Genomic DNA, 15444 nt, shown 5'->3' with positions numbered 1-15444 from the left:
GTCCCCCTCCCCACTGGTCCTCACCCCGTCTCCCGCGCCGCTGTCCGTCGCCCGCCGGCGGGGAGGCCGTCAGACCCGGTAGCGGCGCAGGGCCGGTGTCGCCATGGCCAGGAGCAGCGTGGCGGTCACGACGAGGAGGCCGCCGCCGGCGACGGCCGCGCGGGGGCCGAAGGCCGAACCGGCGGTGCCGTGGAGGACGTCGGCGAGGCGGGGGCCGCCCGCGACGACGACCGTGAAGACGCCCTGCATACGGCCGCGCATCTCGTCGGTGGCGGCCGAGAGGAGGATCGCGCCGCGGAAGACCATGGACACCATGTCGGCGGCCCCGGCGACGGCGAGGAACGCCACCGCCCACCAGAGACTCGTGCTCAGTCCGAACCCCGTGACGGCCACACCCCAGCCCACCACGGCCACGATGACCATGAGACCGTGCCGGCGCGCCCGGGAGAACGTGCCGGAGAACAGCCCGCCGAGCACGGCCCCGACGGGGATCGCCGCGAACAGCAGGCCGAGGGCGAGACCTTCCCCGTAGGGGGCGTACGTCTCGGCCGCGAGCTGGGGGAACAGGGCGCGCGGCATGCCGAGGACCATCGCGATGATGTCGGCGAGGAAGGACAGCAGCAGCACCTTGTGCAGGGAGATGTAGCGGAAGCCCGCGGCCACCTCGCGCCAGCCGGCCAGCCGTCCCGCGGCGGGGGTGGTCAGGGGCGGGAGTGAGGGGAGCCGGGCCACCGCCCACACCGTGACGCACAGCGCCAGGGCGTCGATCAGATACAGCTCCGCCAGACCCACGACCGGGATGAGGGCGCCGGCGAGGAGCGGGCCCGCCACGAGGCCGGTCTGCATCACGGTGGAGCCGAGGGCGTTGGCGGCGGCGAGTTCACCGGCGGGGACCAGCCGGGCGATGGAGGCGTTGCGGGCCGGCGAGTTCAGGCCGAAAAACGCCTGCTGGAGGGCGAGCAGGACCATCAGCACCGCGACCGAGTCGAGTCCGGTGACGGCCTGGACCCAGAAGAGGAGGGAGGTGACGGCTATACCGGTGTTGGTGATCAGCATGAGGGTGCGGCGGTCCATGCTGTCGGCGACCGCGCCGCCCCACAGCGCGAAGACCATCAGCGGCAGCAGCCCGGCGAGGCTCGCATAGCCGACCCACGCGGAGGAGCCCGTGATGTCGTAGATCTGCTTGGGTACGGCGACCGCGGTCAGCTGGCTGCCGACCGCCGTGACGATGGTCGAGGACCACAGACGGCGGTAGGCGGGGCGGCGCAGCGGGCGCGTGTCCATCGCCCAGCGGCGCCACCCGCGGGGACGGGTTCTGGCCGCCTTCGGTATGCCGTCGTCCGGTCCCGCACCGCTGCTCGTGCTGTTCTCGCTCGTGTCCACCGGCGTCCTGGTTGCTCGCTACAACTTTCGGTCCGGGGATCACTATCTCCGACGCGGCGGCGGGCCCGGCAGGCGAGTGACGGACTTCCGCCACCCGCCATCGGGCAGGCGCACGCTCCCTCACCGGCCGTTCGACCACCGGCCTCGGCGAGCAGCGGGCGCGCCCGCTCCCCGGGGTTCTTCACGCCCCCGCGATCAGCGTGCCGCCGAGGACGAGCATCGTCGCGGCGACCAGACCGTCGAGCACCCGCCACGCGGCGGGCCGGGCCAGGACGCGGCCGAGGAGGCGGGCGCCGTAGCCGAGTGCGGCGAACCAGGTCAGGCTCGCGAGAGCGGCGCCGAGGCCGAAGGTCCAGCGCAGCGGGCCACGGTCGGCGGCGATGGAGCCGAGGAGGAACACGGTGTCGAGGTATACATGAGGGTTGAGCCAGGTCATGGCCAGGCAGGCGAGCACGGCACGGCGGCGGGAGTTCGCCGAGCCGGACTCCACGTGCAGCGCGCCTCCGGACCGCAGAACGCGCCGAGCGGCCAGGGCACCGTAGACCAGGAGGAAGGCTCCGCCGGCCAGCGCCACCGCCGTGAGGGCCCCCGGCCAGGCCACCACCACGGCGCCGACACCTCCGACACCGAGGGCGATCAGCACCGCGTCGGAGAGGGCACAGATGGCCACGACCGGGAGCACCGCCTCCCGGTGGATGCCCTGGCGCAGGACCAGGGCGTTCTGGGCGCCGATCGCGATGATGAGGGACAGTCCGGTGCCGAATCCGGCGGCCAGGGCGGTGAAGGCAGCAGCGTTGATCACCCGGTCGACGCTAGGGTCCCGCCCGGGCGTCAGTACAGCTAAAGATTCTTACGTAGCATTAGCTCTCGTGATGACCGATCTTCCCCTCGACCTGGTGCGTACGCTGCTCGCCGTGGTGGACGAGGGCACGCTCGACGCGGCGGCCCGTGTCCTGCACGTGACGCCCTCGGCCGTCAGCCAGCGGGTCAAGGCGCTGGAGCAGCGTGTCGGCCGTGTGCTGCTGATCCGTACGAAGCCTGTGCGGCCGACCGGGTCCGGCGAGGTGATCGTCCGCTTCGCACGCCAGCTGGCCCGCCTCGAACACGACACCCACACCGCGCTCGGCATGACCGGCACCGAGGAGCCCACCCGGTTGTCGATCGCGGTGAACGCCGACTCGCTGGCGACCTGGTTCCTGCCCGCGCTCACCCGCGTGCCCGAGGAGTCGCGCCCCTGCTTCGAACTGCACCGCGAGGACGAGGACCACACGGCCCGGCTGCTGCGTGAGGGACTGGTGATGGCCGCGGTCACCTCGTCACCGGACGCGGTGGCGGGCTGCTCGGTGCGCACGCTCGGACGGATGCGGTACGTTCCCGTCGCCCATCCGGCCTTCGCGATCCGGTGGTTCGGCTCGGGGACGCCGGACGTGTCCCTGCGGGATGTGATCGCCGACGCGCCCGTCATCACCTTCGACCGGCGGGACGACCTCCAGGACGCGTTCGTCCGCGGGCTGAGTCGGGGTCAAGGGGCGGGCAGGCGACGGCATTTCGTGCCGACCTCCGAGGGTTTCCTCGATGCCGTCGTCGCGGGACTGGGCTGGGGCATGCTGCCCACGGTGCAGGCCGACCCGCTGCTGGCCGCCGGCCGGCTCGTCCCGCTGGCGCCGGGCCGGGCCGTCGACGTCCCCCTGTTCTGGCAGCAGTGGAAGCTGGACTCCCCCGCGCTCACCGTCGTCGCGGAGGCCGTCGCGGCCGCCGCGGCCGAGGCGCTCGACAGCTGAGGCCGACGCCCCGCGCGCCCGGCCGCACCAGGCCCAGGGATCAGGCTCGGCGGCCCCCGGCGCTGAACGGCCCCTCCAACGCTGCCCACTGCAGCAGCATGATCGTCTTCGCGTCGGCGATCTCGCCCGTCCGGATCATCTCCAGGGCCCGGCGGAAGGGCAGTTCGACGAGCTCGATGTCCTCGCCCTCCTCGTCCAGTCCCCCGCCCTCGTGCGTACGGGTCGAGGGGCCGTACGGGGCGGCGTAGAAGCTGACCCGCTCGGTGACGGAGCCGGGGCTCATGTACACGTCGAAGACATGCTCGATCTCGCCGATGGTATGGCCCGTCTCCTCGACGACCTCGCGCCGCACGGCGACCTCGGGGTGTTCGTCCTCCTCGTCGAGCAGCCCGCCCGGGGTCTCGACCAGCATCCCGTCGGGGTGGCCGTTGACATACACGGGGTAGCGGAACTGACGGGTGAGCAGCACGGTCTCGTGCTCGGTGTCGTACAGCAGCATGGTGGCGCCGTTGCCCCGGTCGTGGGTCTCGCGCTCCTGGGTGCTCCAGGTGCCGTCGGCGTGCCGGAAGTCGAAGGTCGTGGTGCGCTCCACGTACCAGTGGCAGGAGAGCAGCTTCACGTCCCGCACCCTGACCCGTGGATTGCCCGTCAGATCCCGCCCGGCGCGGTCGAGTCCGGTACGGCCGCGGCGGTCCGGGGTGTCGATGCCCGCGGTCATCGCGTGCGGGCCGGGTGCGAGCAGGGAGAACACGGGGAACAAGGGCAGGTGAACTTGGTCATGCCCGCTTCTACCATTCGGGTCCGGCCGCTGTCAGGCGTTCCCCGCACGGGTGGCTCCGGCGCTTCTCGGCGAGCCGGGTGGCGCCCCCTTCAGGACGCGGAGGCGTCGCGCTGGTACCGGGCCAGGGTGTGCGCGATGTCGCGCGTCGCCGGATAGAGGCCGAGGTAGAGCTCGTACAGCCCGTCGTACCGGGACCGGAGCCGGGCGTCCGGCGCGACGCGTTCGCGTACGGGGTTCCAGGCGTTCATGTCCGCCGCGCCGAGCGCGCTCGCGGCCAGGTACGCGGCGCCGTAGCTCGCCCCGAGGGTGACGCTCCTGATCTCCTGCTCCAGGCCGGTGACGTCGGAGACGACCCGTGTCCACAGTCCGCCGCGGGTTCCGCCGCCGACGGCCACGACGCGGTCGATGCGCGCTCCGGCGGCGCGCATCGCCTCGACGTTGTGCCGCACACCGTAGGCCGTGGCCTCCAGTGCGGCTCGGTAGAGGTCGCCCCGGGTGTGCTCCACCGTCAGGCCGGCGATCAGCCCGCGCGCGTCCGGATCGGCGACCGGGGTCCGCTCCCCGGCGAAGTAGGGCAGCATCAGCAGGCCCCGCGCGCCCGGCCCCGACCGCTCGGCCTCGGCGAGCAGGGTGGCGGTGTCGGGCGCGCCGAACAGCTCTCGCAGCCAGTCGGTGACCATGCCGGAGGTGGCCATGCCGCCCGCGAGGCTGCGCGTTCCCGGCAACGCTCCGACCGTGCTCCACAGTTGGGGCACGAGGACACGGTCGGCCGTGGTGTTGATCAGGAACATGGTGCTGCCGTACATGAGCATCAGGTCACCGGTGTGCTGGGCGTCTACGCTCAGCGCCTCCGACCAGGCGTCGATCGTGCCCGTGACGACAGGGATGCCGGCCGGGAGTTTGGTGGCCGCGGCCGCGTGGGCGGTGATGTGGCCGGCGATGTCTCCGGGCCAGCGCAGGGGCGGGAGTTCGAGGTCCGGGGCGATGTGCCGGGCCCAGGGTTCGTACCAGTCCTGGGCGAGGGAGTCGTAGAGCGGCACGGCCTGGCTGGCGGAGTGGTGGTCGAGGACGTAGGCGCCGGTCAGCCGGTGGACGAGGTAGGAGCTGGGCATGTACAGCCGCCGGGCGCGGGCGGCCACCTCGGGCTCGTGCTCCGCCAGCCACGCGATCTTCGGGCCCACGGCCTGGGTGGAGAGCACGGAGCCACAGCGCTCCAGCACCGTGTCGCGCCCCAACTCGCCCTCCAGGCGCGCGATCTGCTCGGTCGCCCGGGTGTCGACCCCGTAGAGGATCGCCGGACGCAGCGGGACGCCCGCATCGTCGGTCAGGGCGGCACAGGGGCCCATCCCGCTGACGCCAACCGCCGTGACCGGCGCTCCCGACGCGCTCAACTCGCCGGCCAGGGAGGCGAACTCGTCCCACCACACGTGGGCGTCCATCTCCACGTGCCCGGGTCGCGGGCGGCTGACCGTGTGCGGCCGTACGGCGGTGGCCAGCACCGTCCCGTCCTTGTCGACGAGTACCCCTTTGCTGCTGGACGTCCCGATGTCGACTCCGAGCACGGTCATACGGTCACGGCTCCCCTCACGGCGGTACGGGCGCTCGGCAATCCTCCCGCACGATCCGGTGAGGGGAGCTTGGCGGAGGCGGTGGCTCCGGGACAGCATGCCCGCATGAAGGGCGACCTCTTTTCCAGCGAGCACATGGTGCAACCGGCGTACGCGCCGGGGATGAGCCTGCAGAACGCCAAGGCGATCCGATACGCCGTCAACGGGGAGATGCTGGCCCGGCAGGGCGCGATGATCGCCTATCGGGGGAACCTGCAGTTCGAGCGCAAGGGCCAGGGTGTGGGCGGCATGCTCAAGCGGGCGGTCACCGGCGAGGGGCTGCCGCTGATGGCGGTGCGCGGGCAGGGCGAGGCCTGGTTCGCGCACGAGGCGCAGAACTGCTTCCTCGTCGACGTCGAGCCGGGTGACGTGTTCACCGTCAACGGCCGCAACGTGCTCTGCTTCGACCCCACGCTCGCGTACGAGATCAAGACGGTGAAGGGCGCGGGCATCACCGGCGGCGGCCTGTTCAACAGCGTGTTCACCGGGCACGGGAGGCTCGGGCTGGTATGCGAGGGCAATCCGCTGGTCATACCGGTCGCGCACCAGCAGCCTGTCTTCGTCGACACGGACGCCGTGGTGGGCTGGTCGGCGCAGCTGCACACCTCGCTGCACCGGTCGCAGTCCTTCGGTTCGATGATCCGCGGTGGCTCCGGCGAGGCGGTGCAGCTGAAGCTGGAGGGCGAGGGCTTCGTGGTCGTACGGCCGAGCGAGGCGACACCGCACAAGCCTCAGCAGCACTGACGGGGCCCGCAGGGGCCCCTCGGCGATGCGGCAGGACGACGGCGTCACCGGCACCGCGGGCAAGCACCCGCGATCGAACATTTTTCCGAATACGGGCGTACCCTGGCGGGTATGGCCAGGCACCTCCAGGGCTCGCTGTTCGACCAGTCCGACACCGTCCGCCTCTCACCGCTGGAGGGGATACGCAGGGTCGCGCTCGGCGCCGGCGCCTGGATCGACCTGCTGCCCGGCTGGCTGAGCGGCGCCGACGCCCTCTTCGAACTGCTCGCCGAGGAGGTGCCCTGGCGGGCCGAACGGCGGCAGATGTACGAGAACACGGTCGACGTACCCCGGCTGCTGGCGTACTACGCGGACGGTGACCCGCTCCCCCACCCCGTACTGGACGAGGCCCGTGACGCGCTCACCGCCCACTACGCCGAGGAACTGGGAGAACCCTTCGTCACGGCCGGGCTCTGCTACTACCGCGACGGCCGGGACAGTGTGGCGTGGCACGGCGACCGGATCGGGCGGGGCGCGCGCCACGACACCATGGTGGCCATCCTGTCGGTGGGCACGGCACGTGATCTGGCGCTGCGGCCGCACGGCGGCGGGGACGCCCTGCGGTTCCCCCTGGGACACGGCGATCTGATCGTGATGGGCGGGTCCTGCCAGCGGACCTGGGATCACGCCGTACCCAAGACGAGCCGCGCGACGGGACCGCGCGTCAGCGTCCAGTTCCGGCCGGAGGGCGTCGCGTGATCCCGACGCCCGCGCGGACGGGCGCGTGCCGCGCCGTCCGCTCCGCGTGCACGGGCCGTAGCGCTACTTGCGGGCGGCGAGCGACCGGGCCTGTGCCGTACGGGCGAGGCGGGGGCCGAGCCAGCGCTTGAAGCGGCGCAGGACCTCCAGTTGCCCGGCGGCACGGTCGAGGCGGTAGTAGAGCTGCGGCGGCACGTACGGCAGCAGCGGGGAATGGCGCTGTCCCAGCAGCGCGAACATCTGCTGCGGGGGCAGGTCGATGTAGCGCGGGAGGTTCTCGTACCACTGGGCGCTCAGACGGGCCGCGCTCTGGAGCTTCAGGAGTTCGGCCTTGCGCTCCAGCTCGTACCGCGCGAGTGCGGGGCGCAGTGCCGTGCGGGCGCGCAGGGCTCCGGCCAGGGAGATGGCGTCCTCCAGGGCCAGGGTGGTGCCCGCGCCGATGGAGTAGTGGGTGGTGTGGGCGGCGTCGCCGAGGAGGACCAGGTTGCCGCGGGACCAGGTGCGGTTGGTCAGGGTGCGGAAGTTCAGCCACTGCGCGGCGCCGTCGGCCTGGGCGCGGCCGATCAGCGGGTGGCCGTCGAGGATGTCGGCGAACAGCTTCTCCAGCAGGGCGAGCCCGTCGGCCTCGTCGGCGCGGTCGAGACCGAGGCCGGTCCAGGTCTCCGGCGAGCACTCGACGACACAGGTGCTCCGCTCCCCGCTGAACCCGTAGGCGTAGCACCAGATCCAGCCGTGGTCGGTCTCCTGGAAGGAGAACGTGAACGTGTCGAAGACCTGGGTGGTCCCGAGCCAGATGTAACGGTTGCGGCCGAGCCGGACATCGGTGCCGAAATGATCGGCGTACTTCTCACGCAGGACGCTGTTGACGCCGTCGCCCGCCACCACCAGGTCGGCGTCGGGAATCCGGTCCGCGGTGACCTCGTGCTCGAACTCCACGCGCACGCCGAGGGACGTGGCGCGCTCGGCGAGGAGGTCGAGCATGAGGCGCCGGCCGATACCGAAGCCCGCGTCGCCGCGGTGGACCGTACGGAGGTCGCGGACGTGGGCGACCCCGTCGGTCCAGCGGACCGAGTTGGCGCTGACGGCCGCCGCCGACTCGGGGTCGTGCTCACGCAGCTTCTCCAGCAGGCCGGCCCAGTACGTCACGCCCCAGCCGTACGTCGATCCGGCCGGATTCCGTTCATGGACGGTGATGTCGCAGGACGGATCCCGGCGCTTCATCAGGATCGAGAAGTACAGGCTCGCGGGTCCGCCGCCGACGCATGCGATCTTCACGCGCACTCCCATTGATTACGGAGAGCAATGGTCTGAACGCGCAAGGTATCAAGGCGGGGGCGTGGCGCCCGGCCCGACCGGCCGGGCGGTCGGCTGACTGGATGACCGGTTGATTCGGCCGGTCGACCGACCGGCCGCCGCCATGGCTGCCCCTCAGAGGCCGCGGAGTTCCGTCGTGCGTCCGAGACAGGTGACCGGCCCGGGGTCCGGTACGCCGATCTCATGGAAGCCGACGCGGTCGTAGAAGGCCCGGGCGGAGGTGTTGGCCGTCGACATCGCCAGATGAACGGCCGGCACACCCCGGTCTCCCAACGCCCGCAGGAACGCCCTCATCAGCGCACGGCCGTGGCCGCGGCCCTGCCAGTCGGGGAGCAGGTCGATGTGCAGGTGCGCCGGGTACGCGGCCAGTTCCGCCACGACCATCCGCTCGGGACGGTGCAGCAGTTGGATCATCACCTCGTCCGGGGTGCGCGGCCGGCCGCCGGGGTCCGGGTGGCGGTGCGCGACCAGGGGCAGCCAACTCTCGCGGAACCTCCTGGCGAAGCGCGGCGTGTCCGCGGTCCCGAGGATGTAGCCGACCGCCCGCCCCCGCCCGTCGTCCAGCACGAAGGCCAGTTCCGGCTCCAGATGGACGTACGGCGCGGCGAAGATCACCGGGAAGATCCCGGGATCCGCGTAGAAGGGCCGGCTGTCCTGGCCGTCGTGCGCGGTGCGGATGCAGATGTCGTCGAGGGCCTCACGGTCCTCGGGGCGGTACGGGCGTATGGAGGGAGAGGAAGCCACCCGGGCATCCTGCCCGCACTGGGAGCGCTCCCACAACCCGTCGCCGCTCACGGGAGGGAGCCTGAGCACCGGGCGGCCGCCCGGGGGACGGGTCCGGTGGGCGCCTGCCCGGGGCCGGGTCCCGTGGGCGCCCGCCCGGACCAAATCCCGTGGGCACCCGCCCAGGGCGAGTCCCGTGGGCGTCCGCCCTGACCGGGTCCGGTGGGCGCCTGCCCGGGGCCGGGTCCGGTGGGCACCTGCCCGGGGCCGGGTCCCGTGAGCGCCCGCCCGGACCAAATCCCGTGGGCACCCGCCCGGGGCCGGATCCCGTGGGCGTTCGCCCGGGGGTCGGGTTCGGTCAGGCGTCCGTCCTGGCCGGCGTGCGGCACTCCGGGTGGCCCCAGCCCTGGTCGTTCTTCGCGATGGGCTCTCCCGCCGCGTACGGGCGTCCGCATGCGCAGCGGCCGGGGAACTTCGCCTTGATCGTGCGGGACGAGGCGCCCCGGCCGGTGGTCTTCTTCGCCTTGGCGGAGCTTGCGGACCTGGCGGACTTGGCCGACTTCGAGGACGAGAGGCTGCCGGCCGGGGCGGGGGGCGGCTCCGGGGAACCCAGGTCGCTGCCCGCGGGCTGCTGGACGATGGCCGCCTGGCTCGCGGCGCGGTCGGCGAAGTCGTTCAGACGGTCGCCGTCGATCTGGTGCGCCGGGACGTAGCGGAACTCGACCGCGCGCCCTTCGAGCAACTCGTCGATGCGTACCACGAGGTCCTGGTTGGCGACGGGCTTGCCGGCGGCCGTCCGCCAGCCGTTGCGCTTCCAGCCGGGGAGCCAGGTGGTGACCGCCTTCATCGCGTACTGCGAGTCCATGCGGACCTCGAGCGGCACGTCGGGGTCGGTGGACGCCAGCAGCCGCTCCAGGGCGGTGAGTTCGGCGACGTTGTTGGTGGCCCTGCCCAGTGGTCCGGCTTCCCAGCGGGCGGGGGTCTCCTCGTCGGCTCCGACCACCCAGGCCCATCCGGCGGGTCCCGGGTTTCCCTTCGACGCCCCGTCACAGGCGGCCACAACGCGTTCCAGCATGCGCCCGATCATGTCACGGCCCGAGGTGTGTGCCGTCACGGGTCCTGGTCCGGCTCCGGTGACTCCGGTGAGGGAGTCGGGACCGGCCGGTCAGGAGACGTCGCCCGCCTTCGGCATCTCGCCCTCCGTGGTGGTGAGGTCGATGACGGTGAACGACGCGTTCTGTGGGTCGCTGAGCGCGGCGAACCGGCCGAACGGGCTGGTCATCGGGCCGAAGCGGAGGACACCGCCCCGCTCGGTCGCCGTTTTGACCGCCAGGTCGCAGTCCTCGACGGCGAAGTAGAGGTTGATGTACGGCGGCACCTCGGGCGGGAAGTCGTCCGTCATCTTCATACGGCCCATGACCGTCGCCTCGCCGACGTCGAAGAGACGGAAGTCGACCTCGGGATCCGCGAGTTGCTTCGTCTTGTAGCCGAAGACGGCCGGGAAGAACGCGTCGGACTTCTCGGGCTCGCGGGTGAAGACCTCGCACCAGGCGTACGCGCCGGGCACGCCCGTCGCCTCGAACCCCTTGTGGGTACCGGCCTGCCAGACGCCGAAGACGACGCCGCCCGGGTCACGGGCCAGCACCATCGAGCCGAAGTCGCCGACCTGCATGGGCTCCATCAGCACCTCGCCGCCGTTCTCCCGGATCCTGGCCGCGGTGGCGTCGACGTCCGAGGAGGCGAGGTACACGCACCAGGCGGACTGCCCCTCCTGGCCGGGCATGGGCGGGACGACGGCGGCGACCGCCTTGCCGTCGACGTACGCCTGGGTGTAGTTGCCGTATTCCGGCGACGCCTCACCGAACGTCCAGCCGAGTACGTCACCGTAGAAGCTCTTCGCCTCCTCGAGGTCGCTGAACATCGCGTCGGCCCAGCAGGGCGTTCCCTCTCGCAGTACGTCCATGGCGGTGGCTTCTCTCCGTGCGGCGGATGGTCTGCCTCGTCTCACGCTAGTCAGGGTCGCGACGGGCCGCGCGCCGAGCGCAGAAGCCGGGCAGATCGCCGGGTGGGCGCGGTAGGCCCACGGTGGTCACGCCGAGTACACGACGGTCGGCCCCGGCGAGGTATGCGGCGCCGCCCAGCAGTGCAGGAGAGCCGACGGCGAGGCACACGTCCACGGCCTGTTCAGCGCCGGGCGGACCTGTGCTGCGGCCGGCACCGGCCGTGGTGCCGCGTGTGGGAGCGACGGAGCCGGCGCCGCGTGTCGAGGTGGGCGTCGGGATCGCGGTGGCGAAGTCGCGGCAGTCCAGGTCCGGTTGTGCGCGGGCGGGGCCGCCCATCGCGGCCGTGGTGACCAGAACCGTCGCAGTGCACTCGTAGGGCGCAGTAGCCGTTCGGCCGCGACGAGCCGCCCTCGCACAGCGGCCTTCTGCCGGTCTGATAATTTCGGCGACGCTCGCGCTGTTGTGCGAGCCATCCCGTCACTCCAGTCGTCAGGCGTCCCATGTCCGGTCCGCGGTTCGGTGCTACGGCGCTGCCGCATGCCCGCGGTGGGTGGGTACGGCTGCTGCTCGTGGTCCTCGTGGTGTCGGCGACGTTCGCGCTGTTCTGTGTGGCGTCGCCGCCCGGACGGGCCGCCGGGGCGGCGGTGTCGCCCTCGAAGTCCGTTCCGTCGGCGGTGTCCGGGTCTCTGCCGGACGGGCGGCCGGAGGCCCGTGCCTCGCGGCACGCGGACCGGGAGCCCTGTGAGGAGAGGCCCGGCGGTCACCACTGCGGTGGCCCTCATCACCACGGTGTGCTCGGCCAGACGCCGCTCGTGGGCGTGCACCGGACCCCTGCGCCGGGGCAGCCCGTGACCGCTCCGGCCCGTGGGTCGCTCGCCCCGTCGCGGGAGCCGGGTGCCGCCCGGCCTCCCGATCTCCACACGCTGCAACTGCTTCGGGTCTAGGACAGGCCCTGGAGGCCGTGCCCGCGCGCACAGGCCCGCTCGTCCCACCCGAACAGCACTCGCAGCACCGCCCTGCCCCGACACGGCACGGCGGGGAGAAGGACACCTCATGGGCAAGTCGAATCCCAAGACCAAGAGCAAGAGCAACGCCAGAACCAAGAGCGACGCGCGGCGCGCCCGCGTCGAGGAGATACGCCGGGCCGAGCAGACCCGTGAGCGGCGCAGTCGTCTGCTCACCCTCGGCGCCGTGACCGTGATCCTCGGCGGGCTCGTGACCGGCGGCTGGTACCTGGTCGCCGCCGCCCAGGACAAGGAAGAGGCGAAGGCCGCGCCCGTGAAGGGCGTGAAGAGCTGGTCGAAGCTGACACAGAACCACGTGACCACCCCGGTCGACTACCCGATGAGCCCGCCCGTCGGCGGCGATCACAACCAGGCGTGGGTCAACTGCGACAAGCAGGTCTACACGAAGGCCGTGCCGAACGAGAACGCCGTGCACGCGCTGGAGCACGGCGCCGTCTGGATCACGTACAGCGACAAGGCGTCCAAGGCGGACGTGTCCGAGCTGACCGACAAGGTCAAGAGGACGACGTACACCTTCATGAGCCCGTACGAGGACCAGTCCTCGCCCATCGTGCTCAGCGCCTGGGGCAACCAGCTGAAGCTGGACTCGGCGTCCGACGCGCGGGTCCAGAAGTTCCTGGACAAGTACGTGCAGGGCGAGCAGACGCCCGAACCGGGTGCCGCGTGCACCGGAGGGATGACCCCCTGAGCCCCGGGGGCGCCCGGACGGTGACCGGGCGCCCCGTGGCCGACACATGCCTTCCGCACCGTGCCCTCCTGTGCTTGCCTGGGGAACCGTTTCGGTGGCCGGGGCGGGAGTTGCTGCATGCGGAAGCCGTGGATCGTGGGGGCGGTGCTCACCGCCGTGCTGCTGGGCGCGTGCGGGGACCCGACGTCCGGGCCCGAGACGGCGCCCTCACACGACGGCCCGGGGCCGACGGCCACGCGCCAGCGGGCGGCCTCCCCGGGTTTCCGGGACTCGCCGAGCGCTCCGAAGAAGGCGCCCGTCGTGCTCTACCTCGGCGACTCCCTCGCCATGGAGAACCAGAAGGTGCTCGGCCGGCGGCTGCGCGGCGACCTCGACGCGCGCTACACCAGCGCCCCGTACTCGGGCACCACGCTGTGCGACTACCTGGAGGGCACCGGTGACGACTCGCTGGTGCCCCCGAAGGACAAGGCCGCGGTCCTCGTACGGGAACTGCGGCCGGATGTCGTGGTGCTGCAGTTCTGGGGCAACGCCTGGGGCTACACGCCCTGTATGGACGGCATCACGTACGACAAGGCCGAGGCCAGGTACTTCGCCCGCTACGCCGCCGACGCGAAGCGGCTGACCGAACAGATCGCGGACGCGGGCGGGGCGCGGCGGCCGAGGATCGTCTGGGTGCTCCAGGGGCCGGACCCGGTCTCCCCCGACCGGGTGCGGCGCGTCAACGCGCTCTACAGGAAGCAGGCCGACGCCTCCGGCGATCTCGTCTCCGACGCGGGCAGGGCGGTGAGCCCGGCCTCGGCCCGCTACACCTGGACGCAGTATCTGCCGTGCACCGCGTACGAGCGGGAGCACCCGGCGTACTGCACCCGGCCGGACCAGGGCCGTACCGCCCTGCACCACGACGAGGACTACCTGCACTTCTGCCTGGCGCTCACGACGTCCGAGCCGAAGCCGTGCCCGGTCCGCTCTCCCGGGATCCTGCGCATCGCGGGGGAGATCACCCGGACGATCGCGAAGCTCGTCGGGTAGCCGGGCGACGCCCGGGCCGGCCCCCGCGGTTCAGCCGGCGTGGTCCGTCCGCGCCTGTTCCGCCTCCCGCGAGGTGACCGCGTCGTCCGCCGGAGCCGTCGGCTCCTCCGACTGCTTCTTCGACGCCCACAGGCTGGTCGCGGTCGTCACCGCGAGGACCAGGACGATGAACCCGAGCGAGAACGGGATGCTGATCTCCGGCACCCGCACACCGGACTCGTGCAGCGCGTGCAGCACCAGCTTGACGCCGATGAAGCCGAGGATGATCGACAGGCCGTAGGAGAGGTGGATCAGCTTCTTCAGCAGGCCGCCGATGAGGAAGTACAGCTGCCTGAGGCCCATCAGCGCGAACGCGTTGGCCGTGAACACGATGTACGGGTCCTGGGTCAGGCCGTAGATCGCGGGGATCGAGTCGAGCGCGAACAGCACGTCCGTGGAGCCGATCGCGAGCATGACCACCAGCATCGGCGTCATGACACGCTTGCCGTTCTCCTCGATCCACAGCTTGGTGCCGTGGTAGCGGTCGGCCACGCCGAAGCGCTTCTCGACCGCCTTGAGCAGCTTGTTCTCCTCGTACTCCTCGTCATGGCCACCGGCACGGGCGTCCTGGACGAGCTTCCAGGCGGTCCAGATCAGGAAGGCGCCGAAGAGGTAGAACACCCAGGAGAAGTTCGAGATGATCGCGGCGCCCGCGGCGATGAAGACCGCGCGCAGCACCAGGGCCATGAGGACGCCGATCATCAGGACGCGCTGCTGGTACTGCGAGGGCACCGAGAACTTCGCCATGATCAGGACGAAGACGAAGAGGTTGTCGACGCTCAGCGACTTCTCGGTGATGAAACCGGCGAAGAACTCGCCCGCGGGTCCGCCTCCCGAGACGGCCAGCAGGACCAGCCCGAAGGCGATGGCGAGAGCGATCCAGACGGCCGACCAGACACCGGCTTCCCTGACCGACACGTCATGGGGCTTGCGGCCGATGAAGAAGTCGACGGCGATGAGCACGCAGAGCACTGCGATGGTCAGCACCCAGACGGTAAGGGAGACGTTCACTGTTCCTCCGGGGGCCTGTGGGGGCGCTGTCAGCCTTATGGCCGCCGGAGATCACTTCCACCCCGAAACGGTAAAGAACGGCTGACGTCCCGGCGTACGGCCCGCTGGACGCTTTGCACAGGCGCACACATACCGGACGGACCGCCGGCGGACGCGCGCCGGTCGCCCTGCCGCACGGTGTCCGTACGGCTGGGCGACCGGCGCGGGTCTGCGCCGCTCTACTCGCCCGCGTACGCCTTCTCCAGGGCGTCGAGGTCGAGCTTGCCCATGGCGAGCATGGCCTTGGTCGCGCGGGCCGCCTTCTCCTCGTCCGGGTCGGCGGCCATGTCGATGAGTCGGGTCGGCACGACCTGCCAGGACACTCCGTACCTGTCCTTCACCCACCCGCAGGGGCCGGCCTCGCCGCCGCCTTCCGTGAGCCTGGTCCAGTAATGGTCGATCTCGGCCTGGTCCTCGCAGAGGATCTGGAAGGAGATCGCCTCGTTGAACTTGAACTCCGGGCCGCCGTTCAGCGCGACGAACTTCTGGCCGTTCGCCGTGAAGTCCACGGTCATCACGGATCCGGCCCGGCCCATCCC

The 15444-nt window shown here is 71.7% G+C and carries 17 protein-coding genes; 6 read left to right on the top strand and 11 right to left on the bottom strand.

What is annotated here, in order from left to right; all coding sequences use genetic code 11:
• Positions 1-69 precede the first annotated feature (69 nt).
• Together FNH04_RS25000 and FNH04_RS24995 are read right to left on the bottom strand one after the other, a co-directional pair.
• Positions 70-1383, bottom strand: a complete 1314-nt coding sequence (locus FNH04_RS25000; protein ID WP_322723784.1) for an MFS transporter — start codon at positions 1381-1383, stop codon at positions 70-72.
• A 181-nt stretch (positions 1384-1564) separates the two neighbouring features.
• The gene (locus tag FNH04_RS24995; RefSeq protein ID WP_386576058.1) at positions 1565-2185 is read right to left on the bottom strand and encodes a LysE/ArgO family amino acid transporter; all 621 of its coding nucleotides are present in this window, start codon (positions 2183-2185) and stop codon (positions 1565-1567) included.
• A gap of 67 nt (positions 2186-2252) precedes the next feature.
• Here FNH04_RS24995 and FNH04_RS24990 point away from each other — a divergent pair, with 67 nt between their 5' ends.
• Positions 2253-3164 carry a LysR family transcriptional regulator ArgP gene (locus FNH04_RS24990; protein ID WP_322723783.1) on the top strand — a complete coding sequence of 304 codons (912 nt, stop codon included), beginning with the start codon at positions 2253-2255 and terminating at the stop codon, positions 3162-3164.
• A 40-nt stretch (positions 3165-3204) separates the two neighbouring features.
• Here the strand turns inward: FNH04_RS24990 and FNH04_RS24985 are convergent, their stop codons facing one another.
• Both FNH04_RS24985 and FNH04_RS24980 read right to left on the bottom strand, forming a co-directional pair.
• Positions 3205-3882: an NUDIX domain-containing protein gene (locus tag FNH04_RS24985; RefSeq protein WP_152787901.1), complete on the bottom strand. Its 678-nt coding sequence runs from the start codon at positions 3880-3882 to the stop codon at positions 3205-3207.
• Between the two features lie 152 nt (positions 3883-4034).
• On the bottom strand, positions 4035-5513 hold the full coding sequence (locus FNH04_RS24980; protein WP_152787891.1) for an FGGY-family carbohydrate kinase: 1479 nt from the start codon (positions 5511-5513) through the stop codon (positions 4035-4037).
• A gap of 105 nt (positions 5514-5618) precedes the next feature.
• On the opposite strand from FNH04_RS24980, the gene FNH04_RS24975 reads away from it, so the two are divergent.
• Positions 5619-6296: an AIM24 family protein gene (locus FNH04_RS24975; protein ID WP_152787889.1), complete on the top strand. Its 678-nt coding sequence runs from the start codon at positions 5619-5621 to the stop codon at positions 6294-6296.
• A 111-nt stretch (positions 6297-6407) separates the two neighbouring features.
• A complete protein-coding gene (locus FNH04_RS24970) occupies positions 6408-7034 on the top strand; it encodes an alpha-ketoglutarate-dependent dioxygenase AlkB (RefSeq protein WP_152787887.1) in 627 nt (208 codons plus the stop codon).
• A 63-nt stretch (positions 7035-7097) separates the two neighbouring features.
• Here the strand turns inward: FNH04_RS24970 and FNH04_RS24965 are convergent, their stop codons facing one another.
• The 5 genes from FNH04_RS24965 to FNH04_RS24945 all read right to left on the bottom strand — a co-directional run bounded on the left by FNH04_RS24965 (position 7098) and on the right by FNH04_RS24945 (position 11410).
• Positions 7098-8309, bottom strand: a complete 1212-nt coding sequence (locus FNH04_RS24965; protein ID WP_322723781.1) for an FAD-dependent monooxygenase — start codon at positions 8307-8309, stop codon at positions 7098-7100.
• A gap of 153 nt (positions 8310-8462) precedes the next feature.
• Positions 8463-9092, bottom strand: a complete 630-nt coding sequence (locus FNH04_RS24960; protein WP_322723779.1) for a GNAT family N-acetyltransferase — start codon at positions 9090-9092, stop codon at positions 8463-8465.
• A gap of 337 nt (positions 9093-9429) precedes the next feature.
• Positions 9430-10158 (bottom strand): ribonuclease H family protein, encoded by a 729-nt coding sequence (locus FNH04_RS24955; protein WP_152787897.1) that lies wholly within the window; start codon positions 10156-10158, stop codon positions 9430-9432.
• 78 nt (positions 10159-10236) lie between these two features.
• Positions 10237-11034, bottom strand: a complete 798-nt coding sequence (locus tag FNH04_RS24950) for a VOC family protein (protein WP_152787883.1) — start codon at positions 11032-11034, stop codon at positions 10237-10239.
• A gap of 46 nt (positions 11035-11080) precedes the next feature.
• Positions 11081-11410, bottom strand: a complete 330-nt coding sequence (locus FNH04_RS24945; RefSeq protein ID WP_152787881.1) for a hypothetical protein — start codon at positions 11408-11410, stop codon at positions 11081-11083.
• 164 nt (positions 11411-11574) lie between these two features.
• Here FNH04_RS24945 and FNH04_RS24940 point away from each other — a divergent pair, with 164 nt between their 5' ends.
• The 3 genes from FNH04_RS24940 (at position 11575) to FNH04_RS24930 (ending at position 13816) form a co-directional block, all read left to right on the top strand.
• Complete coding sequence (locus FNH04_RS24940; protein WP_152787879.1) at positions 11575-12018, top strand: hypothetical protein; 444 nt, start codon at positions 11575-11577, stop codon at positions 12016-12018.
• Positions 12019-12127: 109 nt separating this feature from the next.
• A complete protein-coding gene (locus tag FNH04_RS24935) occupies positions 12128-12787 on the top strand; it encodes a DUF3105 domain-containing protein (protein ID WP_152787877.1) in 660 nt (219 codons plus the stop codon).
• A 117-nt stretch (positions 12788-12904) separates the two neighbouring features.
• The gene (locus tag FNH04_RS24930; protein ID WP_152787875.1) at positions 12905-13816 is read left to right on the top strand and encodes an SGNH/GDSL hydrolase family protein; all 912 of its coding nucleotides are present in this window, start codon (positions 12905-12907) and stop codon (positions 13814-13816) included.
• 30 nt (positions 13817-13846) lie between these two features.
• Here FNH04_RS24930 and FNH04_RS24925 read toward each other — a convergent pair whose 3' ends face one another.
• Both FNH04_RS24925 and FNH04_RS24920 read right to left on the bottom strand, forming a co-directional pair.
• Positions 13847-14866, bottom strand: coding sequence for a TerC family protein (locus FNH04_RS24925; RefSeq protein WP_322723775.1), 1020 nt, complete (start codon positions 14864-14866; stop codon positions 13847-13849).
• Positions 14867-15084: 218 nt separating this feature from the next.
• On the bottom strand, positions 15085-15444 hold a 360-nt coding region (locus tag FNH04_RS24920; RefSeq protein WP_152787873.1), incomplete at its 5' end, for a VOC family protein.

Origin of the sequence: Streptomyces phyllanthi, from assembly GCF_009377205.1 — a bacterium.
GTDB classification, from domain to species: domain Bacteria; phylum Actinomycetota; class Actinomycetes; order Streptomycetales; family Streptomycetaceae; genus Streptomyces; species Streptomyces phyllanthi.
This window is presented reverse-complemented; position numbering and strand designations above follow the sequence as displayed.